The following is a 25,595-nucleotide window of genomic DNA, read 5'->3' on the forward strand; positions in this document are numbered from 1 at the left end:
ACGGGTGCTATATGAGTGGAGTTTCAAATCCCATTGAGTTTCATGATGATTTCCTGGGTCGGCAGGCTCAGAACTTCGAAGACGGCGCCACTGGCCTCAAAACCAAACTTGATGAGGCACTGGCCGCATTGCATGAAGATGCCTCCGACCCCACGCTTTTGGCGGCCTATCAGGCTGCGTTCTCTTCGTACAACGTTTTCCGTAACGTTGCGACCAATACGATCAAGGGCTTCAAGGAAATTGATACGGCGATAGTGTCCGCCGCACGTTAAGTCCCGTGGTCCTTCTCGGCGGGCAGGTAAGCCTGTCGGGTACTTTTTGCGAGTGTTCCCATGTCTGTTTCTTCTTTGGCTTCAGTGAACCTGAGTTCGCTTCGCATGGCCGAATTGGCGCGCCCCGAGCCTGGCGCGGTGGTTTCCCTGGAGGGCCGTTTGATCGAGCATTTCGCCAGTACCGCTGTGGATACCGAGCGTGATCACGCAAGGATCAATGCCATGCTGACGCGCCCGGATATCACCAACCCCGAAGTTTTGAGCGAATTGCAGTTGCTCACGGCGCAGTACAACATCGATGTCTCCTTACTCAACGTCCTGGTCCGTAAAACGGTGACCACGGCCGAAACCTTGTTACGTTCGTCATGAGGTTATATGGCTGTCTTGTGCTGTTCTGTCTACTGCTGGTCGGCTGTCGCCAGCCGAGTTTGCTTGAGGGCCTTGACCAGCAGCAGGTCAATGAAGTGATTTCGGTGCTGCAGCGCAACAACATTACTGCGACCAAGGTGGATAAAGGCAAGACCGGCTACTCGGTGCTTATCGCACCAGCGGACTTTGCGGCGGCGGTCGATCTGTTGGCCTTGTATTCACTGCCCTCCAGGCCGCGTGTCGAAATTGCTCAGATGTTTCCTGCCGACTCCCTGGTCGCTTCGCCGCGAGCCGAAAAGGCGCGGCTGTACAGTGCGCTGGAGCAGCGCCTGGAGCAGTCGTTGAACACCCTGGAGGGTGTGGTTTCGGCGCGGGTGCATGTGAGTTATGACCTGGAAACCGGAGAAAGCGGTCGCAAGGCTGCGCCCATCCATCTCTCGGCGTTGGCGGTGTATGAGCGTGATAGCGAGCCACAGTTGCTGGTCAACGATATCAAGCGTTTTCTCAAGAACAGTTTCTCGGCCGTGGACTACGACCACATTTCGGTGGTCTTGTCCAAGCGGGCTTCAATTCAGCATGCTGCCCCGTACGTGGAACCTCGCGCTTCCGCGTTCACCTGGCTCTATGGGGTTTTCGTCCTGGGGGTTCTGGCTGCGGTAGCGTACGCGGTCATGCTGTACCGCCAGCCGAAAGAGGTCGAACATGCTCCGCGGAACTGAAGCGCTGCGCGCCATCCTGCATCAGCCGCTGGACTATCTGCACCCGCATCGGGGTGTTGTGCCAGCGCTGTTGGAAGAGCCGGCCGCCCGGGTGTTGCTCAACCAAGCGTTGCTGAGGGGGTTGGCGCTCAGCTGCCCCGATCCGCAGCAGCTCAGGCGCAATCCGTGGACTGATTACTGGGTTGCACATTGGCAACAGTTGCCCGCTGTCGCCCACCTCATGGGGGCGCACCTGCTGTGGCCGCAGCTGGCTCGCGGGGCGTGTATGCGTGAGCTCGATGTGCCGGCAAGAGCCTTCGCCCGTATCGATCTGGGTACTCGGCCAGCGGTTGCGGTCAGCGAAGCAGATGGGCTTGAGCAATCGCTCGGCGCCCTGGGGCTTGCTGCTTTGGCAGCCTGGCATCAACACATCCCGAAGGCGCTCATGCAGCGTCTGTTCTTGCAGTTCTCGCCACGCGTGGTCGAGTTGCAGCAAGCCATGCCGCGACTGGCGCCGAACCCATCACTTTTTACCCTGGCGGTACAACATGCTCGAATCCATCAGAACGCTTGTTGATGTTCCGGCCACGGATGCCCTCCTGCTGAGGCATGAAGAGCGGGCAGCTGAGCGCGATCGCCGGTTGTTGATGCAGCAAGCCCGCGAGCGGGCCAAGTCGTGTATGGCGCAAGCGCAACAAGAGGCTGACATTGTTCGGGCGAACGCCTTTCAGGACGGGTATTCCCAGGGAGTGCTGCAAGTCGCAGCTGACATCAGCGGGCTTTTGCTACGGTCGCGGCTGATGGCGAGCGCGCTGCAGGCCGAACTGGTACAGGCTGCCCGGTCATTGCTGGGGGGTGTGCTGATGGAGGACCGACTGCTCGATGAGCTGCTACAGCGATGGCAGGATGGATGGGTAGATCGAGGCCGGGAGCCGCTGCAGATTATCTTGCCGCTGCGCTGCAAGGCCCAGCAGGTGGCGCTGAAAAGCAAGTTGCAGGGCTTGGGTGTCGAGCGTGTGGATATCCAATTCCATGACCAGGAACGTTTCCTGTTTCGCCTGGCGGATCAGGTGGTCGAGCTCGACATCGGCGCCACCCAGGAGCGCCTGTCGCCGCGCCTGATGGCCCAACTCAAGCAGTTACCGGAAAGCGTTCGTCAACTTGATGAAGCGTCGAGGCGCTTGTTTATCAGTTGGGCCGCCGAGCTGAACAAGGAGGGGGAAAGCCCGAATCATAGTTTTGAATCGGGTAACAGTGATGACCATTGATATCTATTCGGTCGTAGGTCGCGGCCAAGCCGTGCCACAAGGCACTGAGACGGTTGTGCCCCTGGACCAGCGCATGGAGCTTCAGGTTGGGGAAACCCGTTCCGATCCGGATCCGGAGTTTGCTGAGTTCTACGATGAGTTCATGAAGTGGATAGCGTCCACGACACCCTCGCCGGGCAGCATTCAGGATTACATGAAACAATACGCGAATACCGGTGGCGAACTGCCCTATAAAACGACGCAGAAGCAAATGGATGCGTTGACGCAGGTGATGGTGCGGATGAAAGAGCAAGGTTTGGAAGACAGTGAGGCTTATAAGGAGATAAGAACTGCGCTGGTGTCGGTTTCATCGGCCAATATGTTCTTCAAGGAGTTCATGCAGGATGTGTTCAAACCATCTGAGGATGAAGACAGCCGCGAAAATATCAGTTGGTAACTGGGTTGCGAGAAAGTACGCTTTCGTGGCTGATGATAAACACGGTCCAGCTGGTCGTGCTATTTGGCAGGGTGGGGGAATGAGCTGAATGTGCAAGAAGTGATTATCTTTGTGCGATATCCTGCGCTAACACGGCATGTCTAAATGATTTGTTATTGTGGTGTAAAATAGAGCGAGTCAAAAGTCATCGCAGGCCCCCCCCGACGTGTTTTGGGAAGTGATTAACAAAACGTGAAGGCTTCGTCCGGTGAAGTGGTGGCCGTTCTTTTTGTAAGTATAAAGGCAATGATAGGTGGTCGATGTATCATTTAACAGCTGTGTCTAATCCTTTGAGGGCTGAGGTAGAGTGCGAAATCAGTAAGTTATTGGATGTTTTGAAAGAGCAGTATCAATTGAGTGATATTCATTTTGATGATCCCAGTGAGATTGCGCTGCGCTTACGCAGCGGGGATTTTTTTTGTTTGAAGTATGAGTGTGATTTGGAGAAGCTGGTATTTTTCTTCAAAAAATTACTGCCGGCACCGCTTACTGATAATGAGTTGAATGAGCTCGCTGAATTGCCTTGTTATGCCGATATAAACTCAAATGGTGATATGTTGTCTCTTGAGGATAATGTGCTGGTGTATTACAAGGTTATGGGTTCAAAAGATATTGTTAGTGGTCTGCTGGAGGCGACGTTCATAGCCCTGTTAAAGGGGTATATGAGTTTGAATTCTTGTCTTGGTCGCCGTTAAGGTTAGAATTTAATTCGAGGTGGTGTCTATGCTTGCTATTGGTAGGTCTGCATCTGTTTTGTGTGTGCTTTCCGCTAAAAATTTCGATGCGGAAGATAAGGGTATTCTAAAGAATGCTACCTTGACAACGCCAGCTCAAGCCGGAGAGTTGAGTGAAGTGATGGATAGGTTAAATTTGCATACTTCAAATCTTCGTGAGGAAAAGCATGCATTATTACAGCCTGTTCCCTTCGATAGCGTGTTGTCATCTAAAAGTATGGAGGAGATAGCTGGGCGTGGTAAGGTTGATGTGCATGCGAATGTTTTTGACCAAGAGCCCTATAAAGCAGCCGCGAAAAAAAATAGGACAATTGAAGTGGCCATTGGTAAGGGGTTGGCGACCAGTAGTAAGCTTAACGCGATAGCCAGGAATATTAGGCTGTGTACAGGTGCGCCTATGAAGTTTTCAGACTTTACACCTGAACAGCAAGAAAAAATTCGGCATGAAAGTAAGAATATTGGTGGTGCGAAGGAACTCATTGCTGATAAAGACAATTTGGATGCCCACGTGCTAGCGACACTTATAAAGGCTGAGGATGCAATATATAATGTTCCGGGTATGGAAAGGCGGCAGTGCATGTTCAATCATGTCCGAACCCCGGATAATCCGATCTTTCCCTGGAATTCGCATCGATTTGATTTGGAGATCTGGCAGGTCAATAATCCCATTCAGTATCCGGCAGATGTAGCCAACTTGATAGCGGATAGATGGAATGAGTTGGTTGCCGGTAAAAGCGATGAACCAAATTACTTCCAGGATACGTTCGGTATTGCGGATCATCGTGACGGTGTTCTTCATATTTTACAGGGCATGGAGCCGTCCGCGCGCAAGGCGTTGTTTGAAACTCTGAATATTAGGTGGAGTACAGAGACATTCACCAATGATGAGGCTAACTCCAGAGACAGTAACCCCTTGGGAAGCCAGTATCGCCAACATACTACGGGGGGGTTGTCCAATGTGGTCAGGTGGTCAGATGCTGAGGACAAGAATGTTAACCAGTGGGTGCTTGACGCAATCGCACACGGCAAGCCTGTCATCTCCGGACCTAGCGGGCATACCCTGCGATATTTGAATCACTACGCCATGTGTCGAGAGATGTTGAGCTATGACAAGCAGGCCGATACAAGTCAGCTTCCAACACTTGAAGAAGCTCGGCTGGTGATGTTAGGTAATCTACTTCCTCCGAAGAATCATCATTCTTACCATGAGATCATGCTCGCTTCTGTCGGTGTCTTTGATGGTGAGGCGGCGCTTGGGTATGGCAATAAATTGAACTACGATGACCTGAAGTCAACCTCCATCGGGAGTGAAATATTAACCAGTGTTTTAAGGGGCGCCGCCTAGTTTAGGAGACAACTGGCGTGATCCGGAGTCATGCCAGCCCCCCCCCAAAAAAACATGATTGTTTTCTGCTGGTGATGATTTCAGTCGTCCCTTTGGTCATCTGAGCTTTCGCTGTCTGTGTCCAGCGAAAAGCAGGTTACTACCGGTGCTCCATAAGACTGAAGTGATTCTTGGTGTAGTATAAAGCCATCTCTGATTTTTAATGCCTGTTCCAGTGCTTCATCTGAGTCGTTACGGCGCAATGCATGAATTGCCAGGTGTTGTACTTCGTTTTTAAAGGCCATGCCAATTCGGTCGGAACTGCGCCATAATACAAATTTGTTGTTTTTTGGGTCAAAAACTCCACCGCTGGTACTGGCATGCTCAACTTCTTTGCATACGGCGCAGGGAACAAATCTTCCTGCCATGTTTACGATTATGTGCTGCCCCTTTTGCAATCCCAATTTTGCAATGGCTTGATCGTAAATCATGTCGGAAAACTTGGCCAGGTATTCTTCTATATTCTGTTCTGCATGCATCGTCTCGGTTACACCTTTCGGTAGGTAGGGCTTTGATTCCATATTGAGGGGAGACGAATGAACCATGATATGGTTGGAGGTGCCGAAACGTTTAATGTCTTCTAAAGCGTTGAAAATGGTAAAGAACCCGGCTTCGCATTGCAGTGCGATAATTGACTTGTTCAAGTTGGTGCCAGTTGGGACTCCTCTGTCGTGAATGATTTCTGTGTGAGCCTTGCCTACTGCCCTGAGCACGGAGCCGATTGAGGCGAAAGTCTCCATAAGTTTTCTGTGGTGTCGGATGCGCCTGGCGCTTATCACTTTATCCCAGTTTTCTCTTTCAGCGGTCTGGACTCGTTCGTGGCCAGATTTAAATGCGTCGCTGTCTGTCAGTGCACTACGGAGAGCCTCTTGGATCTTGTCTGCGTGAAAGTTGGATGAGAGATGAAGCACATTGCAAAATACACTTGCCTGAACTTCAAGTGGATTACTATTTAGTTTTAGGTTCATTGCAGTGTTCACTGCGAGTGATATGTGTCGCAATGCTTGGGTTAAACGGTCATATCCTTCGTATTTTTTTGGGGGAGGCGGGTTGATATTTTTGCGAATCAAGGTGTTTGCCACGGTGTGGTTTATATAGAAGGCTGGAGGGCTATCGGTTATGTTTAAGTGTTTTAGGTTGTTGCTAAGCTCCACTTTTTTTCCGAATATAAGTAATGTGGCGATGTCATTCAGGTGGGTTTCTTCTTGATCCGATACCGTTGAGGTGTTGGCGAATACGTTGGCAGGAATCTTGCTCCCTGTTGTCGCTTCTGTGAGAGAGGGTGGGCGTTGAGTGGTGATTGTACTAAAAACGCTTTCCAATTGTGGATTCCATTATTGTTTTGTGGGTAGTTGTCCAGTGGTGGCGGTGCATTTAGGGGCTGGTTGTGAGAAACCTAGGCTGTTTCGATAATCAAGTGTTTAGGTGCAGTTATTGATTTTTGAGCCCGTGCGACCGGCCCGATAAATGTACTGGAATTAGGGCTGATATCTATCACTTTTCGCTCATTGTTGATGTCATTTCGAGGAAGGGAGCTGATTACGTGTCTTGAACTCGCTTCAGTTGGAAAATTTTTCGCAAGTTGGCCGAGGAAGGTGGCCAGCTTTATTTGAAGGCATTAAACAGTCACTACCCGGCGCTGTTGTGCGATGGGGTTGCGAGTTTCTGGGGGCGTGTCGGTGCATGGGGTCATTTATTTGTTTTTTCGCGCGTACCAAGGGTTGGCAGGTGTCTGACTTGGGTCGCGTGGGGCTGCTGACATCGAGCGCCGCCCGTGCGGCGCTTCGCGGGGCAAGCCCGCACCCACGGATGGCGCGGGCCCTCAGCGTTTGAGCAGCACAGTTGTTTCAAAAGCCCCGCGCAGATTTACCGGTTATTTCAGAAAGTTCAGGTCCAGCGGGTAGTCCAGAATGATCCGTGTCTGGTCCAGGTCATTGGCAATTGCCCCGTAATCGCCACCCGTGCGCATCGACGCATGCAGCAGGCGCAGCGACAGGTTCTTCGCAGGCCCGGACTGCACCACGTACTTCACCCACAAGTCCCGCTCCCATTGCGATCCGTCGCGCACCGCCTGGAATCGTGAATAGGCACCGCGAGCGTCGCGGCCATCAATATCGGTGCCACGTATGTAGCGCGCCGTGAAGGTCAGCCCGGGCACGCCAAAGATGGCCGCGTCCAGGTCGTAACGTGCGCTCCAGGCCCTTTCATTGGGGCTGTTGAAGTCGCTGGCCTGTGACGCTGCATCCAGCTCGATGTCGAAGCTGTTCCACACATAGTCGAACGGCTGGTCGCCATCAATGCGGGTGTAGGCCACTTCGAACTTGTGACCGCCCCGTGCATACCCCACCCGGGCACTCCAGGCATCGTTGCGAATGTCGCCTAGCAGAGCGCTGCCGGTGTCACGGGTGCGGTAGTAGTTGGCACCGGTGTTGATCACACCACCCACGTTCAAAGGTACCCGGTACTCGATGGAGGCAAACTGCTGGTTCCAGATATTGTCCAGCTCGGATCCGAACAGCTTGATCTTCACATTTTCAAGGCCGGTGTAAATGCCACCGTAGTAACTGACAAAGTCACTGTCAGCCTGGCGGCCGCCGTAGGCGGTACCCAACTTGCCGCCGTGATTGGTTTCTGCCCGGTCACTGCTGGAGGTGAAGCGCCCTGCGTTCAGGGCCAGCCCGGCAAAGGAATGGTCGGTGATGTTCCAGCCCCTGAGCGTTTGCGGCAGCAGGCGGATATCGCCGTACTTGAGCACCGGCGAATCGGGGAACAGGTCGCCATAGGCAAATTCGGTGCTGCCTACGCGCATCTTCACCGAGCCACCGGCTTTGGAATATTCAGCCTTGGGGTCGCCCTGGTTATCGCGCGAGACGATGCCGCCATTGCCGATACCGTCGCCAACCCGGCCCTTGCCACCGTCCAGCTTCACCGCGCCCATGTAGTGCAGGTCGAGGCCGAACCCTACAAACCCTTGGGTGTAGCCGGAATTGAACTTGGCCAGCACGCCTTGTGCCCATTCCTGGCGATAACTTTGCCGCTCGCCGGCCGGGTTGAGGTAGCTGCCGTTACGGTTGTCGGCGTTCCAGTAGAAGTTTCGCAAGCCGACAGTGGTGGTGCTGTCTTCAATAAAGCCATGGTCCGATTCGGCCGCGCAGGCGATCGAGCCGTACAGGCAGACGCTAGCGCCGGCCATCCCCAAGGTGAACGTTTTAAGCCACATGGATACTTCCTTATTGCCAGGTTCAAGAACGGCAGCGTGAAGATTTATTGTTATTGCCCCGGCGTCTGCGACGGGCAGCCGGGAGCCTGAGCGCTAACATGCGGGCGAGGCAAGTTGCGTTCTTTATTGTTCTATTGCTCGATAAGCCGGGTTGCCCAGGGCAACCCGGAGTACTTCAGGTTTGCCTCAGGCGGTCATGCCGGCAAAGAAGCGCGAGGCGTTTTCATCCAGGGTCGCAATGTCATAGCCACCTTCCTGGACTACAACGCAGGGCAGGCCCAACTGCTTGATCCGCTGCCCCAGCAGGCGGAACCCTTCGTGGCTGACGGAAACCTTGGACTGCGGGTCGTTTTCGTAGATGTCAAAGCCCAGCGACAGCACCAGTACATCCGGGGCGAAGGCGCGCAGTGCCGCTGCTGCCTGGTCCATGCAGGCAAAGAAGTCCGCTTCGCTGGCGCCGTGGGCCATGGGCAGGTTCAGGTTGAAGCCTGTACCGGCACCCGTCCCGGTCTCATCATCGAAACCGGCGACCACCGGGTAGAAGTTGGTTGGGTCGCCATGGATCGACACGTACAGCACGTCGTCGCGGTCGTAGAAGATTTCCTGGATACCCTGGCCGTGGTGCATGTCGGTGTCGAGCACCGCCACCTTGGCGAACTTGCCACGCAGCACCTGGGCGGCGATTGCGGCGTTGTTCAGGAAGCAGAACCCACCTGCGGCCTCGGCGCGGGCATGGTGCCCTGGTGGCCGGCACAGGGCATAGGCGGCCTGGTCGCCTTCGATCAGCGCATGTGCTGCGGCCACCGCGCTTTGCGCCGACCAGTAGGCAGCCTGCCAGGTGTGCTCGCCGATCGGGCAACTGCCATCGGCCAGGTAGCGGGCGGTCTTGCCGAGGATGCCACGCAGCGGATTGCCTTCACGGATGTAGATGTTGGACATCACCTCATCGCCCCAGTCTTCCGGCACTTCATGCCACTGCTGGTAGGCGCTGCCCAGGTAGTCCAGGTACGCCTGGCCATGCACCGCCGCCAGCGGCGCCATGCCGTGGTCGGCGGGTTCGAACAGCGGGTAGCCGAGCTTTTCGACCACGGCCAGCAGCGGGTCGATGCGTGCCGGTATTTCCTGCGGCTGGCGCATCTGCCCCCGCGACAGGTAGGAGCGGGGGTGGTGCAGGCGTTGGGCAGGATGGAAAAACGTTTTCATGGATCACCTCTTGGTAACGCGTGCGGTCAATAGCCCAGTTCGGGGTCGACCAGGTTGTTCAGTTCCAGCCCGGCGCTCAGGCGCGACACGTTGTCGGCCACTTGCCGGGCGATGCACAGGTCGGATGCGGCTGACGCCATGTGTGGTGTCACCCACACACCCGGCGTGTGCCATAGCGGTGAATCGGCTGGCAGGGGTTCCTGTTCGAACACATCGAGCAGGGCGCCGCGCAACTGCCCGCTGGCCAGCGCCTCGCGCAGGTTATCCGGGTCAAGGTGCTGGCCACGGCCACAGTTGATCAGGGCACTGCCTTTTGCCATGTGCCGGAACACCGCGTGGTTCAGTAGGCCGTGGGTGCTGGCGGTAAGCGGCAGCAGGTTGACCAGCACGTCCAGTTCGGTGAGAAAGGCCTGCTGTGAACCTGCGCCGGCGAAGGTCGTTACGCCGTCAATCTGGCGCGGGGTGCGTGCCCAGCCGCGCACGTCATAACCCGCCGCTGCCAGCCGTTGCGCCACTGGTGCACCGATAGCGCCCAGGCCCATCACGCCGACGCGCACGTCCCCGGCCTTGCGCTGCACCGGGCGCTGCCAGTGCTGGCCAGGGTTGCCGGCAATCACCTGATCGAAGCCCCGGTGAAAGTGCAGTACGCCCCAGTGCACGTACTCGCTCATGCCCTGCGTGTGGTCAGGGTCGACCACCCGGCACACGGGCAGCGACGCATCGCGTGAACTGTCCTGGGCCAGGTGGTCGACGCCCGAGCCGATCGAGTGCACCAGGCGCAGGTTGGGCAAGCGGCCCAGGCTGCCTTCGGGCGGGAACCAGCACACGGCCACTTCGGCATGCCGGGCGCGCGCATCGTCTGGGCGCAGTATGTCGAGCTGTGGGGCATGTTCGGCGAACAGCGTGGCCAACCAGTCAGTCAACGCGGGGTTCTGGCAAAGCAGTACGAGGCTGGCCATGTCAGCTGCACCACGCGCTGCGCTGCTCGTCGATCAGGCTCAGCGCGGCCTGCCAGGCCATGTCGATGATGCCGTCGATGCCATCGCGCCCGAACTGTGCGGCGGTGTGCCGGCACACGTCCTCACTGGGAATGTTCAACGCCACACCGGCAGACATTGCCTGGATTTGTGCCTGGCAGGCGCGCTCCAGGAAATAGATCTCGTGGAACGCGGCGGCCACGTTGCTGCCGGCTGCCAACAGGCCGTGGTTGCGCAGGATCATCGCCTTGTGCGGGCCAAGGTCGGCGACCAGCCGTTCGCGCTCTTCAAGCGACAGCGCGATGCCTTCATACGTGTGGTAGGCCAGGTTGCCGTAGAACTTCAGCGCGTGCTGGGTCAGCGGCAACAGGCCGTCACGTTGTGCAGCCACCGCCATGCCCGCCGCGGTGTGGGTATGGATGATGCAGTGCAGGTCCGGGCGCGCCTCGTGGATAGCCGAGTGGATCACGAATCCGGCCGCATTGACCTTGCCCCCGTTGAAATGGCTGTCGACCACGTTGCCGTCCAGGTCGATCAGCACCAGGTCGCTGGCGCGCATCTTCTCGAATGCCACGCCATAGCGGTTGATCAAAAAGTGCCGGTCAGGCCCGGGTACACGCAGGGTGATGTGCGTATCGATCAGGTCGGTCATGCGGTAATAGGCGATCAGGCGATACAGCGCAGCCAGCTCGCAGCGTGCTTGCCATTCGGTTTCCGACATGGCGTGAGGCTTGTTGCTCATCAGGCGATTCCTTGCGAAGGGGAGAGGGCGGCCGGCCTGGCAGCGGCGCTGCGCAGGTGCGAGAGCCCCAGCACGCCGGCCAGCGACATCAGGGCCAGCACGCTGAAGAACAGTGCCAGCGGTACCCATTGCCCGGCGAACTGGCCGGCAACGAAGGTACCCAGCATTGGCGTAAGGCCACCGGTCAGGCCGCTGCCCAACTGGTAGGCGATGGAAATACCCGAGTAACGCACACGGGCCGGGAAGGCTTCGGCCATGTAGCCGGCAATCACGGCATACAGCGCCGACAGCAGGACCACGGCCAGGGCGATACCCGCAGTCATGTAGACCACATTGCCGGTCTGCACCAACAGGAACATCGGGTAGGGCACCACCATGCACAGCGCCGCAACCCACTTCAGGAAGCGCCCTTCACCCAGGCGCTCGGCGAGCATGGCCGAACAAGGTTGCGAGAGAAACTGCAGGATGGTGACCACGAACAGGCAATCGAGGATGGTGGTCTTGGCGATGCCCTGGTACTGGGTGACGTAGGTGATCATGAACGTGTTGGTGAAGAAGAACCCGCCAGAACCAATGGTCACGGCCAGGGCGGCGAAGACAATGTTGCGCCAGTGCTTGCGCAGCACTTCCCGCACCGGGTTGTCGCTGGTCTGGTCGCTGTTCTTGACCTCGGCGAACTCCGGTGACTCCGGCACGCCAAAGCGGATCAGCAGGCCCACGATCATCAGCAGCCCGCTCATCAGGAACGGAATGCGCCAGCCCCAGCTCATCAGGTCTTCCGGCTCCATGGCAGTGATGAAGCGGAACGCGATCAGTGCCAGCAGCAGGCCCGCCGGGCTGCCCCATTGGGCGAACGAGGCAAAGAACACCTTACGCCCCTTGGGCGCGTGTTCGCTGGCCATCAGCACCGCGCCACCCCATTCGCCACCGACCGAAATGCCCTGAAGCAGGCGCAGGAAGATCAGGCCAATAGGGGCCCAGATACCGGCCTGGGCGTAGGTCGGCAGCAGGCCGATGCAGGTGGTGGCCACACCCATCAGCACAATGGTCACCAGCAGCATTTTCTTGCGCCCCAGGCGGTCGCCCAGGTGGCCGAACACCATGCCGGCGAACGGCCGGGCGATAAAGCCCACGGCAAAGCTGCCGAACGCAGCCATGGTGCTGAGCATCGGGTTTTCGCTGGGGAAGAACAGCTGCCCGAGCACCAGCGCTGCGGCGAAGGCGTAGATGTAGAAATCGTAGAATTCGATGGTGGTGCCAATGAAGGCAGCCGCCGCGGCACGACGCGGGGTGGGGGTATTGCTCGTCATCTGAGGCTCCTGGGCGTCATTGTTATAGGCAGGAGAAGGAGAGCCCTGCACGGGCAGGACAAAGGCACTCTGGCGGTGCGTTGCTTGATGGTGAGCCAAGTTCTATTCTAGGAAAAGCTTCTAATTTAAATACTCAAGTATAAGACCAACAAATAATGACGCCGACATCACCGCCGCTGGCCAGGGACCCCGAAGCCAAGCGTTTTCTCAACGACCGCCTCGACTGGAACCTGCTGCGCACCTTTCTGGTAATCGGCCAGGAGGGCAGCATCAGCCGTGCCGCGGCACGCCTGCACCTCAGCCAGCCGGCCGTCAGCCAGGCGCTCAGGCGCCTGGAGGAGCAACTGGACAGTGCCCTGGTGGTGCGCCGCGGGCCGCGCATCAACCTGTCGCAAGCGGGGCAGGAGGTGATGCAGATCGCCGCCGAACTGTACGGCACGGTCTCGCGGCTGGGGCCTGCGCTGGACAGCCCGGCCGAAACGGTAACGGGCAAGATCCGCCTGCTCAGCATCAGCCGCATCCAGTCCCGTGCCTACGACGATTTCCTGGCGCAGTTCCACAGTGACTACCCGCAGGTGGAACTGGAGATCGATGTGCTGCGCAGTTCGGATGTGGTCAGTGGCCTGTTGCAGAAGACCGCCTCGTTCGGCCTTAGCCTGTGCCGCACGCCCCAGCCCCGGCTGGAACAACGGGTGCTGCTTGAACAGCGCTACGCGTTTTTCTGCGGCAAGCGCCATCGCTTTTTTGGTCGCAAGAACCTCACCGTGGCCGACCTTCAGGGCGAGCACTTCGTAAGCTTTACCAGTGACCAGATGGGCGGCAACCTGTCGCCGCTCACGGTTTTCCGTGATCAGCAGGGCTTTACCGGGCGCATCGTCGCGTCATCGCCGAGCCTGGATGAAATCCTGCGGCTGGTGGGGGCGGGCTACGGCATCGGCTGCCTGCCGGAGCACATCGTCGCGGCAGATGTGCAGGCCAATGAGCTGTGGCGTTTGCCGCCGTGGGACGGGGTGATCGATGTGAACGTATACCTGCTCTGGAACCGCGAACAGAAGTTGACCCGGGCCGAGTCGATCTTCCTGGAACGGTTCCAGCAGATGCTCATGACCACAGACCCGGCCGAGCGGTTTTGATCGGCCGGGTCGCAGGCTTTTCGCTGATGCGGGCGTGTGGTCTTCTGGGCCATCGCCCCTGTAGGGCGCGCCAACCGTATAACAATTTCTCATCAAGTCGTCCCCGGAAATGTCGCTGTATACAGAATGAATTCATCCGTACCCTTTTCCTGGAGCATCCACCGCTCGATGGTTTGGCTGGATCGACCAGCTGAGAACAATAAGGGGTTTTACGATGTCTGCATTCAATTTTTCCGGTGTAAACCTTGCCATCACCACGCCGTTCGATGCCCAGGGCAAAATCGACTATTCGCGATTTGAAGCGCTCATCGAGCGTTACATTGCGGCCGGTGTGCATGGCTTTGTGCTGAGCTCCGGAACCGGAATGCACGTGTATCTGAGCAAGGACGAATCCAGGGAGCTGGTTGCTTTCGGCGCTAAAGTCATCAACGGTCGTGCTCGCATGATCGCGCAGACCTCCGCCTTGCTGGTTGACGAAGTTGTCGAGCGTACCCGTCATGCGAAGGACTGTGGCGCCGACGGTGTCATGGTGCTGCCACCCTTCTTCGAAGGCCCAACCGACGACCAGGGCATCATCGACTTCTACGCCGAGGTTTCCGAGGCCGGCCTGCCGATCATTGGCTACAACGTTCCACAGGCGGTAGGCGTCGAGGTCACGCCTTCGCTGTTCAGGCAACTGAGCAAAATCCCCAACTTCGTTTCCGTGAAGGACAGCAGCGGTGATCTGGCAGCTCAAGCTTCCCTGGTGCGCACCGGTCTGCCGACCATGAATGGTGCCGATCCGCTGGTGCCCTACGCCCTGTTCGCGGGTGCCGCAGGTTTGATCTGGGGTGGGGCCAACATGGCACCGAAAACCTGTGTTGCCCTGGTGAACGCTGCTGCTGAACGCAAGTGGGATGAGGTGCAAGCGATCTGGAAGTCGCTGGCTCCGGTCATGTCCCTGATCTGGCAGGGTGACTACGTCCAGTCTGTTTACGCCGGTGCAGAAATCATGGGCTACGGCGCAGGTAATCCACGCCGTCCGCTTGCCCGCCTGGCCGAAGCCAAGTTGGGTGCGCTGCGTGAAGCATTGGCGCCGCTGATCGAGCGCGAAGCTACCGCTTGTTGATCGCTGGAGAAGCCGACATGTTTGTTGCTTCTAAATTACCTGCAAATAACGGTAGCTCCGGCTGGGCAGAGATGTTGCCCCGCCGCGTGGCCAAGCCAGCATTGGAAAGCTCTATTACGGCAGACGTCGTAGTCATTGGTGGTGGCTTCGCCGGGCTGTCCGCTGCCCGTCAAATCGTTCGACTGGATCCGACCGTCAAGGTAGTCGTGCTCGAAGCCGGCCTGGTCGGCGATGGGGCTTCAGGGCGTAATTCCGGGTTCATCATCGACCTTCCCCATGAGGTTTCTGCAGAAGGGCTGGGCGGTGGTTCGCTTGACCGCGCACGTCGCGACATCAAGCTTTACCGTACCGCGATTGCGCTGGGCATGGAGTTGGCTGGCGAGCACGGCTGGGGCAAAGAGGTCTTTGCCCCATGTGGCCGATACAGCGTTGCCCGGGGTACCCACGGTGATGAGCACATCCTGTCGTACGGCAAGCAGCTCGACGCGCTGGGTGAAAAGTACGAATTGCTCAACACCCGGGAAATCGGCGATGTAACAGGGAGCCCTGCATACACGTCCGGTATGTTCATGCCTGGTACGGTGATGATTCAGCCAGCGGACTATGTACGCCGAATCGCAGATAGCTTTAATGATCCTGTTCGTGTGTATGAGCAAACGCCTGCCCTGTCGTTCAAGAACGTGGGGGGATCGTGGGTGGTAAAAACGCCGAAGGGCGTTGTTACCGCAGGTAAAGTCATTCTGGCGAACAATGGGCATGCGCAGAGCTTCGGCTTCTTTAAAGGGCAGCTGCTGCACGTCTTCACTTATGCCTCGCTGACCGAGCGCTTTGATCCCAAGCGCCTTCCAGGTCACCGTACCTGGGCTGCAACCCCGGCACTCCCAATGGGGACAACCATTCGCCGCATAAGCGATGGCGGTAGCGACCGGATTCTGGTGCGTTGGCGGTACTCCTACAATCCAGGCCTGACCATCGGTGATAGCCAGGTGAACAGTGCCGGCAGGGTTCACGACCAGAAATTCATCACGCGTTTCCCGGCGTTGAAAGGGCTGCGTATGCAGTACCGCTGGGGCGGCCCGATGGCCCTTACCTGGAACAGCGTTCCTGCGTTCGGGGAGGTGGCCCTAGGTGTGATTTCGGCCTGTGGTTGCAATGGCCTTGGCGCGTCCAAATCGACCGCCGCCGGTATTGCGGCAGCGGATTTGGCTTTGGGCGTGAAGAGCGAGCTGGTGGATATTCTTGAGGGCTATGACAAGCCCAGGCAGCTACCGCCACAGCCTTTCTTGACCATTGGTGCGAAAGCCAACATGAAGTTCAAGGAGCTTCGCGCAGGCGACGAGTAAGGTTTTTAGCTGTTCAGCAAGATGAAAAGGGGCCTCCATGAAGGCCCTTTTTCAGTATCATGAGATCAGATTCCGCGCCGCTGTTGGTGTTTACGAAGTCGGCATAAAGCGTGTCGGGTGCATGCTCGGCTGGCGGCGTGACGAAACAAGAAGAATAAATATGAGAGGTTAGGCTTGATCAAGGCTGCCGTGATCCAAATGTCGTATTTTTGTTTGATAAATGGTACAGGCGAATGGTAAAGCATACGGAACCCGATTTGTCCCTGATTCAAATGCCTTCATTGCGCGCCGTGAAAGCATTCGTAGCCGCGGCGAAGTATTTGAATTTTACGCGTGCTGCAGAGTCGCTGTGTGTTACCCAAGCTGCAATCAGTCGCCAGATTCGCGAGCTTGAGAATTTCCTGAACGCGGAACTGTTCATAAGGAACGGGCGCGCCGTGCAGCTGACGCCGGCAGGTGCGGCCTTTTTTGATGCGGTGCAATTATCGCTGAGCAATATCTCTCAGGCATCAAGCCGTATCCGCAGGCAAACGAGCGGTAAGCGTAGTGTTACCATTTGTTGTACGCCCGCCTTTTCGGGCTTGTGGCTTACGCCTCGTCTTCCTGAGTTCCTGGCGGCTAACCCGGATATTGATCTGAATACGGTGGTTACTCAAAACTTCTTGACCATGGAGCCAGGCGTTCAACCTGATATATTTGTCAATAAGCTCTCAAAGATACGAGAGGGTTATAGCAGCTACCCACTTGTTTGCGATGTGATTTATCCAATATGCAGCCCTGAATACCTCGAGCAAAATCCTGACCTGACAGACCTTGAGGTTATGAGCCAGAAACCATTGCTCAACCTCAGCCCCTACGGTAGGTCACAGATCGCAGAGCATGTAGATTGGTATGTCTGGTTCGAGTATCACCATGTCGACCTGAATGCGCGCGTCGTGAATGGCGCGCAGTTGTATCACTCCAACGACTACAGCTCGCTTGTTCAATTGGCGGTCGCTGGCCAGGGGGTCGCGCTGGGCTGGCATTACCTGGTGGAACCGCTTATCCAGCAGGGCTTGCTCGTCAGGCCAGTTGAGGAGGAGTTGACGCACAAGGACAGCCAGCATTTTCTGACCTTCAGGGAGGAGAAGAAAGACGATGATGCTTGTATTCGGGTTCGTGACTGGATACTGGAAGCGTTTGGGGTTGCTTCAACAGTCATCTGATACAAAGGTTTGAACCTTCCAGTTCGAGAACGTCGAGGGGTTGCCACCGCCTGCCCGTTGAAGAATGTCGGTATCCGTTGGCGTAATGCGGCTTACCGGTCCAGTTTTGCCCGCGGTGCCCTGCTGGCTAGCGGTCAAACTGACGTAAGTGCCCCGCGCTGGGATCAGGCCCAGAAACCAAACAGTACCAACGCCGCCACACCAAGCCCGACTGCAATCGAACATCCGCCCAGCGACAGTGCTGCCCGGCCTTGACGGTACCAGCCGTCATGGCCCAGCTGACGTGCCGGTGCAAGCAGGCTGCGCCAGCGCAGTTCTGTTTCGTGAAACGCTTGAAGGTTTGCTGTATCCGCATCCAGCCAGCGACGAAAGTCGATCCGTTCGCATGCCGTCACCTGGGGGCTTTGCAAGCGCACATACCATTGCCCGGCAACACTCGCCAGTACATCCCGGCGCGAGCGGCCGGCCTGCAGCGCCTGGTCCATGTTCCGCTCGATGCTGGCCAGGGGAAGGTCCAGGCGAGCAGCGATGCTGGCGAAGTCCAGTTGGTCGAGGCGGTTTAGCAGGAACACTTGTTGCACGCGCCGGGGCAGCCGCTTCAGGGCATGCAGCAGTGCGTGTTCGGCATCGTGTTCGGCAGCAGGTGTCGGGTGCTCAAGGGGCAGTAGCAGACGGGTCATGGACAGCTCCTTGCTTACAAAGGGGGAAGGGGTGGGGGCATCTTCCTTGATGCGAGACCAGCGTAGGCGAAACGAGATTGATTCTCAAGTGCTGATTCCGCAAAGTTTTGTAATGAGCGTTCACGCCCTGAAACACCTTTGCTATCATGCGCGCCATCACGATCTTCATTAGCCTGAAGAGCCAAAAAAAAGACCCGGCAAAAAGCCGGGTCAAAAACCGTGATTAGCCTGATGAGGAGATAATCTGAGAGCGACCTAAGCTTCAGGTTATCCAGCAGATCTCGCGATCAGCTGAGTGCAATAATAATCGTTATCATTTGCCAGTCAAATGAATTTTCGTCAATTCGGTAAAAAAGTTTTACCGATGCGCTTCCTTGTCCCGGCAATCGGGGCCTCTGCCGTTCCCGGCCATCACGTTCTCTCCCTTCTTTCTACTCAGAAATCCGGGTCTGCGGCGCGCTTGTGCTCCAGCAGGGCGCGGGCCATGTCCATCATGTGCATCAATGCGTAAGTCAGCTCGCGCTGGCTGCCGTGCTGGTGGGCGGCAGTTTCCTGTGCGGTGGCAGCTGCGCAGCGCAACAGGGCGATGGCATGTTCCTGGGCCTGGTCGCCCGTGACGTTCTCGTGCAGGGTCCAGATCTTGTTGTCCAGGGTGGGGCGTTGGGGCTTGGGGTTTAGGTAGTAGTCGAGCGCGCGGCGGGCGGCTTCGCTGTCGAGATCTGTTTCGTCGTTTTTCGGTGGTTTCATCGCGATACCTTCTGATTTCCCTTCAAACACACTGGAATCAGAGGATAGGTCAATCTGTACTGACTATGCTCAAATAAATAATTCAGATTGTGTATTGCTGCGGGTAATACAGTCCGTATTGTTGCCGCTCATGGAAAACTGGAACGCATTTCTCAAGCGCTACAAGCGCGAACACAACCTCAGCCAGCTGAAGCTGGCCGAACGCCTAGGCATGACTCAGGGTGGCGTGGGGCATTGGCTGCGCGGCACGCGGCGTCCGACGCTGGAAACCATCAACGAAAAGCTCGAAAAACTTGGCCTGGTGTTTCTGGAAGCACAAGTCATGGTGGTAGAACGTGACATCGTACGTGAGGCACCTGGCCGCTATGCCGTCGAGCAGCCGGTTTCAGGTGAAGCGCTGCTCTATGCCAGCTTTCGTTTCCCGGTATTGGCTTGGGCCGACTTGCAGGGGCCATTACCCGAGGCGGGCAAAGCCCACGAACAGACGGACTACATGCCAGCCGGCAATGCGTTCTGGCTGATGGTGGAAAACGATTCGATGAATGCGGCCAGCGGCAAGAGTGTGCCTGAGGGCATGCGCGTACTGGTGGACACTGGCCTGCCGGCCGAACCCGGCAGGTTGGTAATTGCCCGGCAGCCGGGGCGGCCTGCGGTGTTGCGGCAGTTGGTCGAGGAGGGTGGCGACAAGATGCTCAAGCCGTTGAATACGCGCTATCCGACAATCCTGTGTGAAGAGGGTTGCGAGTTTCTGGGTGTGGTCGTGCGGATGCACGGGGCATTCTAGATTGCCGGGGCTGCTGCGCAGCCCATCGCCGGCAAGCCGGGCTCCCACAGGTACGGCGCAGACCTCAAACATTGCGCGGTCCCTGTGGGAGCGGGCATGCCCGCGAACACCGGCAAAGCCGGTGCCATGCACTGCGTCGCCTTCTTCGCGGGCACGCCCGCTCCCACAGGGTTGGTGTTTACTTTACTCGGCCAGTTCGACCAACACCGTCCCTTCGCTGACCATATCCCCTTCCTGACAGAACAGCGCCTTCACCGTCCCGCCATGCGGTGCGCGAATGCTGTGCTCCATCTTCATGGCCTCCAGCACCACCAGCGCCGCACCCGCTTCAACCACCTGCCCCGGCTCCACCAGCACACGCACGATGCTGCCGTTCATGGGCGCACCCAAACCGCCCTGATGGCCATGGCTGGCCTCGGCCTCGGCAATCGGGTCGAAAGCCTCGATGGCATGCATTTCACCCTCCCAGTTCAGGTATAGCGTGCCACCACGGCGGATCGCCAAGTGCTGGCGGCGCACACCTGCCTGGTCATGCACCAGATGCTCGTCGGCCAGCTGCCAGGTGGGCGCAGCGCTGCGCTCCAGGGCTACCGCCTGGTTCTGCCCGCCGCTCACCAGATGCAGGCTGCTGCGTGCCGGCAGGCCCGGGCGTAGGCCATTGCGCTCCCCCCACGGCGAATTGCGGTCGTCATCCCGCTGGTGTCCAGCCTGGCCCTGCAACCACGCCTCGGCCGCCGCTTCCCAAAAGTCGGCCGGTAGCGCTTGTGGCGCCGGCAGCAACACGTCCTGGTGGCGTGGAATGAAGCCAGTATCCAGCTCTGCCGCCGCAAACGCCGGGTGGGCCAGAATGCGCCGCAGGAAGGCGATGTTGGTCTTCAGCCCGCCAATGGCGAATTCGTCCAGCATGGCCAGCAAGCGCAGGCGCGCCTGTTCGCGGTTTTCACCCCAGGCAATCAGCTTGCCCAGCATCGGGTCGTAGAACGGCGACACCACGTCGCCTTCGCTGACCCCGCTGTCCACCCGCCGGCCTTCGCCAGGTGCCGATTCACGGTACAGCGCCAGCTTGCCAGTGGCGGGCAGGAACTCATTGGCCGGGTCTTCGGCATACAACCGTACTTCGATGGCATGGCCGATCAATGGCACCTGCTCCTGGGTGATCGGCAGCGCCTCGCCGCAGGCCACGCGAATCTGCCAGGCCACCAGGTCCAGGCCGGTGATGGCCTCGGTGACCGGGTGCTCCACTTGCAGGCGGGTGTTCATCTCCATGAAGAAGAACTCGCCACGGGCATCGAGCAGGAACTCCACAGTGCCCGCGCCCACATAGCCGATGGCCTGGGCAGCGCGCACCGCTGCCTCGCCCATGGCCCGGCGCAGTTCAGGCGACAGGCCCGGGGCAGGGGCTTCTTCAACCACTTTCTGGTGGCGGCGTTGAATGGAACAGTCGCGTTCGTTGAGGTACAGGCAATTACCGTGCTGATCGGCAAACACCTGGATTTCCACGTGACGCGGCTTGAGTACGTACTTTTCCACCAGCATGCGCGCATCGCCGAACGACGACTGCGCCTCACGCTGGGCCGAGGCCAGGGCGTCGGCCAGTTGGCTCTCGTCCTCGACCACTTTCATGCCCTTGCCGCCGCCACCCGCGCTGGCCTTTAGCAGCACCGGGTAGCCAATGCGTTCGGCAGCTGCGCGGAAAGTGTCGAGGTCCTGCGCTTCGCCGTGGTAGCCCGGCACCAGCGGCACCCCGGCAGCTTCCATCAGCGCTTTGGCTGCCGACTTGCTGCCCATGGCGTCGATGGCGCTGGCCGGTGGGCCGAGGAAGATCAGCCCGGCTTGCTCAATGGCGCGGGCGAAGCCGGCGTTCTCGGACAGGAAACCATAGCCCGGGTGAATGGCCTGGGCACCACTGGCGTTGGCAGCGGCCAGCAGCTTGTCGACCAGCAGGTAGCTTTCGGCAGCCTTGGTGCCGCCCAGGTCGACACGAATGTCCGCTTCGCGGCTATGGCGGGCGTCACGGTCGGTGGCGCTGTGCACGGCGACGGTGGTCAGGCCCATGGCCTTGGCGGTGCGCATGACCCGGCAGGCGATTTCGCCGCGGTTGGCGACCAGCAGGGTGGTCAAAACGGGGCGGCTCATGGGCGCGGCTCCTTCTTGTCATCGGTTTGCCAGGCGGGGCGGCGTTTTTCCAGGAAGGCGCGCAGGCCCTCCTGGCCTTCGGCGCTGACGCGGATGCGGGCGATGGTGTTTTCGCAGTAGCGGCGCAGGGCCGGGCTGAGTTCGCCGTCGTCCACTTCGCGCAGCAGGTCCTTGGTCGCGCGCAACGCTTGCGGGCTGTTCTGCAGCAGGTTGTTCACCCAGGCCTCGACCTGCGCGTCCAGTTCGCTGGCCGGGTACACCTCGGCCAACAGGCCCAACTCGCGGGCCCGTACACCGCTGAAACGCTCGGCAGTGAGGGCGTAGCGGCGCGCAGCGCGCTCACCAATGGCCTTGACCACGAACGGGCTGATCACCGCCGGGGCCAGGCCGATGCGTACTTCCGACAGGCACAGCTGGGCGTCTTCGGCACCAATGGCCATGTCGCAGCAGCTGATCAGGCCCAGCGCGCCGCCAAAGGCTGCCCCTTGCACCACGGCCAGGGTAGGGGCCTTGAGGCGGTGCAGGGCGTACATCAGCTCACCCAGTTCGTGGGCGTCATCCAGGTTGGTGTTGAAGTCCAGCTGCGCCGACTGCTGCATCCAGGCCAGGTCGGCACCGGCGCTGAAGTGCCGGCCACGGCCACGCAACAGCACAAAACGCAGGCCGGTGTCTTCGGCCAGCTGGTCGATGGCCACGATCAGCTCGCGGATCATCTGCGCGTTGAAGGCGTTGTTCTTCTCCTCGCGGCTAAGCCACAGGGTGGCAAAGCCGCGTGGGTCGCGAGTCACTTCAAGGGTGCTGAAATCGCTCATGGGTCACATCCGGAAAATGCCGAAGCGGCTCTGTTCGATCGGTGCGTTCAGCGCGGCAGACAACGCCAGGCCGAGCACGTCACGGGTTTGCGCCGGGTCGATGACGCCGTCGTCCCACAGGCGGGCGCTGGAGTAGTAGGGGTGGCCCTGGTGCTCGTACTGGTCGAGGATCGGCTGCTTGAGCCGGGCCTCGTCCTCGGCACTGAAGGGCTGGCCGCTGCGCTCGCTTTGCTCGCGCTTGACCTGGGCCAGCACCCCGGCGGCCTGTTCAGCGCCCATCACGCCGATGCGCGCGTTGGGCCACATCCACAGCAAGCGCGGGTCGTAGGCCCGGCCGCACATGCCGTAGTTGCCGGCACCAAAGCTGCCGCCGATGATCACCGTGAACTTGGGCACCTGGGCGCAGGCCACAGCAGTCACCAGCTTGGCGCCATGCTTGGCGATGCCTCCCTCTTCGTACTTTTTGCCAACCATGAAACCGGTGATGTTCTGCAAAAACAGCAGCGGAATGCCGCGCTGGCAGGCCAGTTCGATGAAGTGCGCGCCTTTTTGCGCGGCTTCGGCAAACAGGATGCCGTTGTTGGCCAGGATCGCCACCGGGTAGCCATGCAGGTGGGCAAAGCCGCACACCAGGGTGGTGCCGAACAGCGCCTTGAACTCATCGAACACCGAGCCATCGACCAGGCGCGCAATCACCTCACGCACGTCGAACGGTTGCTTGGCATCGGCCGGCACCACGCCATACAGCTCCTCTGCGGCATACAGCGGCGCCACCGGGGCCAGGCGTTGCAGCTTGCCCAGCTTGTGCCAGTTGAGGTTCGCCACGCTGCGCCGGGCAATGGCCAGGGCATGTTCATCGTTGTCTGCGTAATGGTCGGCGACGCCGCTGGTGCGGCAGTGCACATCGGCACCGCCGAGGTCTTCAGCGCTTACCACCTCACCCGTCGCGGCTTTTACCAGTGGCGGGCCGGCCAGGAAAATGGTCGCCTGCTGGCGCACCATGATCGCTTCGTCGGCCATGGCCGGCACATAGGCACCGCCCGCCGTGCACGAGCCCATCACCACGGCAATCTGCGGGATGCCTTGCGCGCTCATGTTGGCCTGGTTGAAGAAGATCCGCCCGAAATGCTCGCGGTCGGGGAACACTTCGTCCTGGCGCGGCAGGTTGGCGCCGCCCGAATCCACCAGGTAGATGCACGGCAGGCGGTTTTGCAGGGCGATGGTCTGTGCGCGCAGGTGCTTTTTCACCGTCAACGGGTAGTACGAACCGCCTTTGACCGTGGCGTCGTTGGCCACGATCATGCATTCCACGCCTTCCACGCGGCCGATGCCGGCAATCACGCCTGCAGCCGGCACGTCTTCGCCGTACACCTCATGGGCGGCCAACTGGCCGATTTCGAGGAATGGCGAGCCCGGGTCCAGCAGGCGGTCGATACGCTCGCGTGGCAGCAGCTTGCCCCGTGAGGTGTGCCGCTCCTGGGCCTTGGGGCCGCCGCCCTGGGCCACCTGGGCCAGCAGGCCGCGCAGGGCCTGGACCTGTTCAAGCATGGCCGCGCTGTTGCCGGCGAACTCTGCCGAACGCGGGTTGATCTGGGTGTGCAAGGTAGCCATGTGCGCCCGTCCCTTGTGCTCAGCGGGTTTCGTTGAACAATTCGCGGCCAATCAGCATCCGGCGGATTTCGCTGGTGCCGGCACCGATCTCGTATAGCTTGGCGTCGCGCAGCAGGCGCCCAGCCGGGAACTCGTTGATGTAGCCGTTGCCGCCCAGAATCTGGATCGCTTCAAGGGCCATTTGCGTGGCACGCTCGGCGGTGTACAGGATGACCCCGGCGGCGTCCTTGCGGGTGGTTTCGCCTCGGTCGCAGGCCTGGGCCACGGCGTAGAGATAGGCACGGCTGGCATTGAGCTGGGTGTACATGTCGGCGATCTTGCCCTGGATCAGCTGGAACTCGCCGATGCTCTGGCCGAACTGCTTGCGGTCATGAATGTAGGGCACCACCAGGTCCATGCAGCTTTGCATGATGCCGGTCGGGCCGCCGGACAGCACCACGCGCTCGTAGTCCAGGCCGCTCATCAGCACGCGTACGCCACCGTTGAGCTGGCCGAGGATGTTCTCCTGCGGCACTTCCACGCCGTCGAAGAACAGCTCGCAGGTGTTGGACCCGCGCATGCCCAGTTTGTCGAACTTGTTGCTGCGGCTGAAGCCTTTCCAGTCACGTTCGACGATGAAGGCTGTGATGCCGTGCGGGCCCTTGTCCAGGTCGGTCTTGGCGTAAATGACATAGGTGTTGGCGTCTGGGCCGTTGGTGATCCAGGTCTTGCTGCCGTTGAGCACGTAGTGGTCACCGCGTTTTTCGGCGCGCAGTTTCATCGACACCACATCGGAGCCCGCGTTGGGCTCGCTCATGGCCAGCGCGCCGATGTGCTCGCCGCTGATCAGCTTCGGCAGGTACTTGAGTTTCTGCTCGTGGGTGCCGTTGCGGTTTATCTGGTTGACGCACAGGTTGGAGTGAGCGCCGTACGACAGTGCCACCGAGGCCGAGCCACGGCTGATTTCTTCCATCGACACCACGTGGGCCAGGTAGCCCAGGCCGGCGCCGCCGTACTCTTCCGAAACAGTGATACCCAGCAGGCCCATGTCGCCGAACTTGCGCCACATGTCGGCGGGGAACAGGTTGTCGTGGTCGATTTGCGCGGCGCGTGGGGCCAGTTCGGTCGCGACGAAGGCGCGAACCTGGTCGCGAAGCATGTCGATGGTTTCGCCCAGGGCGAAGTTCAGGGAGGGGTAATGCATGCTGGGGCACCTTCTTGTTCTTGAAATTGGGTTACACCGTAGCTCAAGGAGCTGTCGCCGGACCCTGTGGGAGCGGGCGTGCCCGCGAATGCATCAGCAGGGCCACCGTCATTGCCTGAATGATCGCATTCGCGGGCACGCCCGCTCCCACAGGGTTCGGCGTCATGCCTGAGGGTCGGTGTTGTTCATCACCTTTACGTT

General features: G+C 59.0%; 25 protein-coding genes and 1 pseudogene. 14 read left to right on the top strand and 12 right to left on the bottom strand.

What is annotated here, in order from left to right:
• Positions 1-11 precede the first annotated feature (11 nt).
• From ACQKPZ_RS05220 to ACQKPZ_RS05255, 8 genes are all read left to right on the top strand, one after another.
• On the top strand, positions 12-272 hold the full coding sequence (locus ACQKPZ_RS05220) for an EscF/YscF/HrpA family type III secretion system needle major subunit (protein ID WP_427535921.1): 261 nt from the start codon (positions 12-14) through the stop codon (positions 270-272).
• Between the two features lie 60 nt (positions 273-332).
• The gene (sctI, locus tag ACQKPZ_RS05225) at positions 333-641 is read left to right on the top strand and encodes a type III secretion system inner rod subunit SctI (RefSeq protein ID WP_391128191.1); all 309 of its coding nucleotides are present in this window, start codon (positions 333-335) and stop codon (positions 639-641) included.
• Positions 638-1,360, top strand: a complete 723-nt coding sequence (locus ACQKPZ_RS05230) for an EscJ/YscJ/HrcJ family type III secretion inner membrane ring protein (RefSeq protein ID WP_427535922.1) — start codon at positions 638-640, stop codon at positions 1,358-1,360. The genes sctI and ACQKPZ_RS05230 overlap by 4 nt, the downstream gene beginning before the upstream one ends.
• Positions 1,344-1,916: a hypothetical protein gene (locus ACQKPZ_RS05235; protein WP_427535923.1), complete on the top strand. Its 573-nt coding sequence runs from the start codon at positions 1,344-1,346 to the stop codon at positions 1,914-1,916. Before ACQKPZ_RS05230 ends, ACQKPZ_RS05235 begins: the two co-directional genes overlap by 17 nt.
• Entirely contained in the window at positions 1,888-2,607 is a 720-nt protein-coding gene (locus ACQKPZ_RS05240; protein ID WP_427535924.1) for an oxygen-regulated invasion protein OrgB, read from the top strand. Before ACQKPZ_RS05235 ends, ACQKPZ_RS05240 begins: the two co-directional genes overlap by 29 nt.
• Positions 2,597-3,043: a hypothetical protein gene (locus ACQKPZ_RS05245; protein WP_427535925.1), complete on the top strand. Its 447-nt coding sequence runs from the start codon at positions 2,597-2,599 to the stop codon at positions 3,041-3,043. Before ACQKPZ_RS05240 ends, ACQKPZ_RS05245 begins: the two co-directional genes overlap by 11 nt.
• A gap of 299 nt (positions 3,044-3,342) precedes the next feature.
• Positions 3,343-3,777, top strand: a complete 435-nt coding sequence (locus tag ACQKPZ_RS05250) for a hypothetical protein (protein WP_427535926.1) — start codon at positions 3,343-3,345, stop codon at positions 3,775-3,777.
• A 28-nt stretch (positions 3,778-3,805) separates the two neighbouring features.
• Complete coding sequence (locus ACQKPZ_RS05255) at positions 3,806-5,161, top strand: hypothetical protein (RefSeq protein WP_427535927.1); 1,356 nt, start codon at positions 3,806-3,808, stop codon at positions 5,159-5,161.
• An 80-nt stretch (positions 5,162-5,241) separates the two neighbouring features.
• Here ACQKPZ_RS05255 and ACQKPZ_RS05260 read toward each other — a convergent pair whose 3' ends face one another.
• A complete protein-coding gene (locus ACQKPZ_RS05260; protein ID WP_427535928.1) occupies positions 5,242-6,522 on the bottom strand; it encodes a hypothetical protein in 1,281 nt (426 codons plus the stop codon).
• Between the two features lie 248 nt (positions 6,523-6,770).
• On the opposite strand from ACQKPZ_RS05260, the pseudogene ACQKPZ_RS05265 reads away from it, so the two are divergent.
• Positions 6,771-6,895: pseudogene (locus ACQKPZ_RS05265) on the top strand (Cro/Cl family transcriptional regulator); the annotation flags it as partial.
• A gap of 178 nt (positions 6,896-7,073) precedes the next feature.
• Here ACQKPZ_RS05265 and ACQKPZ_RS05270 read toward each other — a convergent pair.
• The 5 genes from ACQKPZ_RS05270 to ACQKPZ_RS05290 all read right to left on the bottom strand — a co-directional run bounded on the left by ACQKPZ_RS05270 (position 7,074) and on the right by ACQKPZ_RS05290 (position 12,652).
• Positions 7,074-8,393, bottom strand: coding sequence for an OprD family porin (locus ACQKPZ_RS05270; protein ID WP_427536080.1), 1,320 nt, complete (start codon positions 8,391-8,393; stop codon positions 7,074-7,076).
• Between the two features lie 213 nt (positions 8,394-8,606).
• The gene (locus ACQKPZ_RS05275) at positions 8,607-9,623 is read right to left on the bottom strand and encodes a histone deacetylase family protein (RefSeq protein ID WP_427535929.1); all 1,017 of its coding nucleotides are present in this window, start codon (positions 9,621-9,623) and stop codon (positions 8,607-8,609) included.
• A gap of 26 nt (positions 9,624-9,649) precedes the next feature.
• Positions 9,650-10,582 carry a 2-hydroxyacid dehydrogenase gene (locus tag ACQKPZ_RS05280; RefSeq protein WP_427535930.1) on the bottom strand — a complete coding sequence of 311 codons (933 nt, stop codon included), beginning with the start codon at positions 10,580-10,582 and terminating at the stop codon, positions 9,650-9,652.
• A gap of 1 nt (position 10,583) precedes the next feature.
• Positions 10,584-11,342, bottom strand: coding sequence for a class II aldolase/adducin family protein (locus ACQKPZ_RS05285; RefSeq protein ID WP_427535931.1), 759 nt, complete (start codon positions 11,340-11,342; stop codon positions 10,584-10,586).
• Positions 11,342-12,652 (bottom strand): MFS transporter, encoded by a 1,311-nt coding sequence (locus tag ACQKPZ_RS05290; protein ID WP_427535932.1) that lies wholly within the window; start codon positions 12,650-12,652, stop codon positions 11,342-11,344. Before ACQKPZ_RS05290 ends, ACQKPZ_RS05285 begins: the two co-directional genes overlap by 1 nt.
• 155 nt (positions 12,653-12,807) lie before the next feature.
• On the opposite strand from ACQKPZ_RS05290, the gene ACQKPZ_RS05295 reads away from it, so the two are divergent.
• The 4 genes from ACQKPZ_RS05295 (at position 12,808) to ACQKPZ_RS05310 (ending at position 17,441) form a co-directional block, all read left to right on the top strand.
• Complete coding sequence (locus tag ACQKPZ_RS05295; protein ID WP_403196521.1) at positions 12,808-13,785, top strand: LysR family transcriptional regulator; 978 nt, start codon at positions 12,808-12,810, stop codon at positions 13,783-13,785.
• Between the two features lie 214 nt (positions 13,786-13,999).
• Positions 14,000-14,893 (top strand): dihydrodipicolinate synthase family protein, encoded by an 894-nt coding sequence (locus tag ACQKPZ_RS05300; protein ID WP_427535933.1) that lies wholly within the window; start codon positions 14,000-14,002, stop codon positions 14,891-14,893.
• A gap of 17 nt (positions 14,894-14,910) precedes the next feature.
• A complete protein-coding gene (locus tag ACQKPZ_RS05305; RefSeq protein WP_427535934.1) occupies positions 14,911-16,236 on the top strand; it encodes an NAD(P)/FAD-dependent oxidoreductase in 1,326 nt (441 codons plus the stop codon).
• 233 nt (positions 16,237-16,469) lie between these two features.
• On the top strand, positions 16,470-17,441 hold the full coding sequence (locus ACQKPZ_RS05310; protein WP_427535935.1) for a LysR family transcriptional regulator: 972 nt from the start codon (positions 16,470-16,472) through the stop codon (positions 17,439-17,441).
• A gap of 164 nt (positions 17,442-17,605) precedes the next feature.
• On the opposite strand, the gene ACQKPZ_RS05315 is transcribed toward ACQKPZ_RS05310, so the two are convergent.
• Positions 17,606-18,121, bottom strand: a complete 516-nt coding sequence (locus ACQKPZ_RS05315; RefSeq protein ID WP_391135207.1) for a DUF4880 domain-containing protein — start codon at positions 18,119-18,121, stop codon at positions 17,606-17,608.
• A 435-nt stretch (positions 18,122-18,556) separates the two neighbouring features.
• Positions 18,557-18,868 carry a DUF6124 family protein gene (locus ACQKPZ_RS05320; RefSeq protein ID WP_391135204.1) on the bottom strand — a complete coding sequence of 104 codons (312 nt, stop codon included), beginning with the start codon at positions 18,866-18,868 and terminating at the stop codon, positions 18,557-18,559.
• Positions 18,869-18,998: 130 nt separating this feature from the next.
• On the opposite strand from ACQKPZ_RS05320, the gene ACQKPZ_RS05325 reads away from it, so the two are divergent.
• A complete protein-coding gene (locus ACQKPZ_RS05325; protein WP_427535936.1) occupies positions 18,999-19,652 on the top strand; it encodes a LexA family protein in 654 nt (217 codons plus the stop codon).
• 183 nt (positions 19,653-19,835) lie between these two features.
• Here ACQKPZ_RS05325 and ACQKPZ_RS05330 read toward each other — a convergent pair whose 3' ends face one another.
• Genes ACQKPZ_RS05330 through ACQKPZ_RS05345 form a run of 4 tightly spaced genes read right to left on the bottom strand, consistent with a single transcriptional unit; the run spans position 19,836 to position 25,394 of the window.
• Positions 19,836-21,788, bottom strand: coding sequence for an acetyl/propionyl/methylcrotonyl-CoA carboxylase subunit alpha (locus tag ACQKPZ_RS05330; RefSeq protein WP_427535937.1), 1,953 nt, complete (start codon positions 21,786-21,788; stop codon positions 19,836-19,838).
• On the bottom strand, positions 21,785-22,600 hold the full coding sequence (locus ACQKPZ_RS05335; protein ID WP_427535938.1) for a gamma-carboxygeranoyl-CoA hydratase: 816 nt from the start codon (positions 22,598-22,600) through the stop codon (positions 21,785-21,787). Before ACQKPZ_RS05335 ends, ACQKPZ_RS05330 begins: the two co-directional genes overlap by 4 nt.
• A gap of 3 nt (positions 22,601-22,603) precedes the next feature.
• Positions 22,604-24,211 carry a carboxyl transferase domain-containing protein gene (locus ACQKPZ_RS05340; RefSeq protein WP_427535939.1) on the bottom strand — a complete coding sequence of 536 codons (1,608 nt, stop codon included), beginning with the start codon at positions 24,209-24,211 and terminating at the stop codon, positions 22,604-22,606.
• 19 nt (positions 24,212-24,230) lie between these two features.
• Positions 24,231-25,394: an isovaleryl-CoA dehydrogenase gene (locus ACQKPZ_RS05345; RefSeq protein WP_016711544.1), complete on the bottom strand. Its 1,164-nt coding sequence runs from the start codon at positions 25,392-25,394 to the stop codon at positions 24,231-24,233.
• Positions 25,395-25,595: the final 201 nt, after the last annotated feature.

It is taken from the genome of Pseudomonas sp. NPDC089547 (assembly GCF_050280665.1).
Classification (GTDB): Bacteria; Pseudomonadota; Gammaproteobacteria; order Pseudomonadales; family Pseudomonadaceae; genus Aquipseudomonas.

What these genes read in the sequence shown, in the direction of transcription:
- ACQKPZ_RS05220 (WP_427535921.1), top strand. Translation starts at nt 12, where the DNA reads ATGAGTGGAGTTTCAAATCCCATTGAGTTTCATGATGATTTCCTGGGT.
- sctI (WP_391128191.1), top strand. Translation starts at nt 333, where the DNA reads ATGTCTGTTTCTTCTTTGGCTTCAGTGAACCTGAGTTCGCTTCGCATG.
- ACQKPZ_RS05230 (WP_427535922.1), top strand. Translation starts at nt 638, where the DNA reads ATGAGGTTATATGGCTGTCTTGTGCTGTTCTGTCTACTGCTGGTCGGC.
- ACQKPZ_RS05235 (WP_427535923.1), top strand. Translation starts at nt 1,344, where the DNA reads ATGCTCCGCGGAACTGAAGCGCTGCGCGCCATCCTGCATCAGCCGCTG.
- ACQKPZ_RS05240 (WP_427535924.1), top strand. Translation starts at nt 1,888, where the DNA reads ATGCTCGAATCCATCAGAACGCTTGTTGATGTTCCGGCCACGGATGCC.
- ACQKPZ_RS05245 (WP_427535925.1), top strand. Translation starts at nt 2,597, where the DNA reads ATGACCATTGATATCTATTCGGTCGTAGGTCGCGGCCAAGCCGTGCCA.
- ACQKPZ_RS05250 (WP_427535926.1), top strand. Translation starts at nt 3,343, where the DNA reads ATGTATCATTTAACAGCTGTGTCTAATCCTTTGAGGGCTGAGGTAGAG.
- ACQKPZ_RS05255 (WP_427535927.1), top strand. Translation starts at nt 3,806, where the DNA reads ATGCTTGCTATTGGTAGGTCTGCATCTGTTTTGTGTGTGCTTTCCGCT.
- ACQKPZ_RS05270 (WP_427536080.1), bottom strand. Translation starts at nt 8,393, where the DNA reads ATGGCCGGCGCTAGCGTCTGCCTGTACGGCTCGATCGCCTGCGCGGCC.
- ACQKPZ_RS05275 (WP_427535929.1), bottom strand. Translation starts at nt 9,623, where the DNA reads ATGAAAACGTTTTTCCATCCTGCCCAACGCCTGCACCACCCCCGCTCC.
- ACQKPZ_RS05280 (WP_427535930.1), bottom strand. Translation starts at nt 10,582, where the DNA reads ATGGCCAGCCTCGTACTGCTTTGCCAGAACCCCGCGTTGACTGACTGG.
- ACQKPZ_RS05285 (WP_427535931.1), bottom strand. Translation starts at nt 11,342, where the DNA reads ATGAGCAACAAGCCTCACGCCATGTCGGAAACCGAATGGCAAGCACGC.
- ACQKPZ_RS05290 (WP_427535932.1), bottom strand. Translation starts at nt 12,652, where the DNA reads ATGACGAGCAATACCCCCACCCCGCGTCGTGCCGCGGCGGCTGCCTTC.
- ACQKPZ_RS05295 (WP_403196521.1), top strand. Translation starts at nt 12,808, where the DNA reads ATGACGCCGACATCACCGCCGCTGGCCAGGGACCCCGAAGCCAAGCGT.
- ACQKPZ_RS05300 (WP_427535933.1), top strand. Translation starts at nt 14,000, where the DNA reads ATGTCTGCATTCAATTTTTCCGGTGTAAACCTTGCCATCACCACGCCG.
- ACQKPZ_RS05305 (WP_427535934.1), top strand. Translation starts at nt 14,911, where the DNA reads ATGTTTGTTGCTTCTAAATTACCTGCAAATAACGGTAGCTCCGGCTGG.
- ACQKPZ_RS05310 (WP_427535935.1), top strand. Translation starts at nt 16,470, where the DNA reads ATGGTAAAGCATACGGAACCCGATTTGTCCCTGATTCAAATGCCTTCA.
- ACQKPZ_RS05315 (WP_391135207.1), bottom strand. Translation starts at nt 18,121, where the DNA reads ATGACCCGTCTGCTACTGCCCCTTGAGCACCCGACACCTGCTGCCGAA.
- ACQKPZ_RS05320 (WP_391135204.1), bottom strand. Translation starts at nt 18,868, where the DNA reads ATGAAACCACCGAAAAACGACGAAACAGATCTCGACAGCGAAGCCGCC.
- ACQKPZ_RS05325 (WP_427535936.1), top strand. Translation starts at nt 18,999, where the DNA reads ATGGAAAACTGGAACGCATTTCTCAAGCGCTACAAGCGCGAACACAAC.
- ACQKPZ_RS05330 (WP_427535937.1), bottom strand. Translation starts at nt 21,788, where the DNA reads ATGAGCCGCCCCGTTTTGACCACCCTGCTGGTCGCCAACCGCGGCGAA.
- ACQKPZ_RS05335 (WP_427535938.1), bottom strand. Translation starts at nt 22,600, where the DNA reads ATGAGCGATTTCAGCACCCTTGAAGTGACTCGCGACCCACGCGGCTTT.
- ACQKPZ_RS05340 (WP_427535939.1), bottom strand. Translation starts at nt 24,211, where the DNA reads ATGGCTACCTTGCACACCCAGATCAACCCGCGTTCGGCAGAGTTCGCC.
- ACQKPZ_RS05345 (WP_016711544.1), bottom strand. Translation starts at nt 25,394, where the DNA reads ATGCATTACCCCTCCCTGAACTTCGCCCTGGGCGAAACCATCGACATG.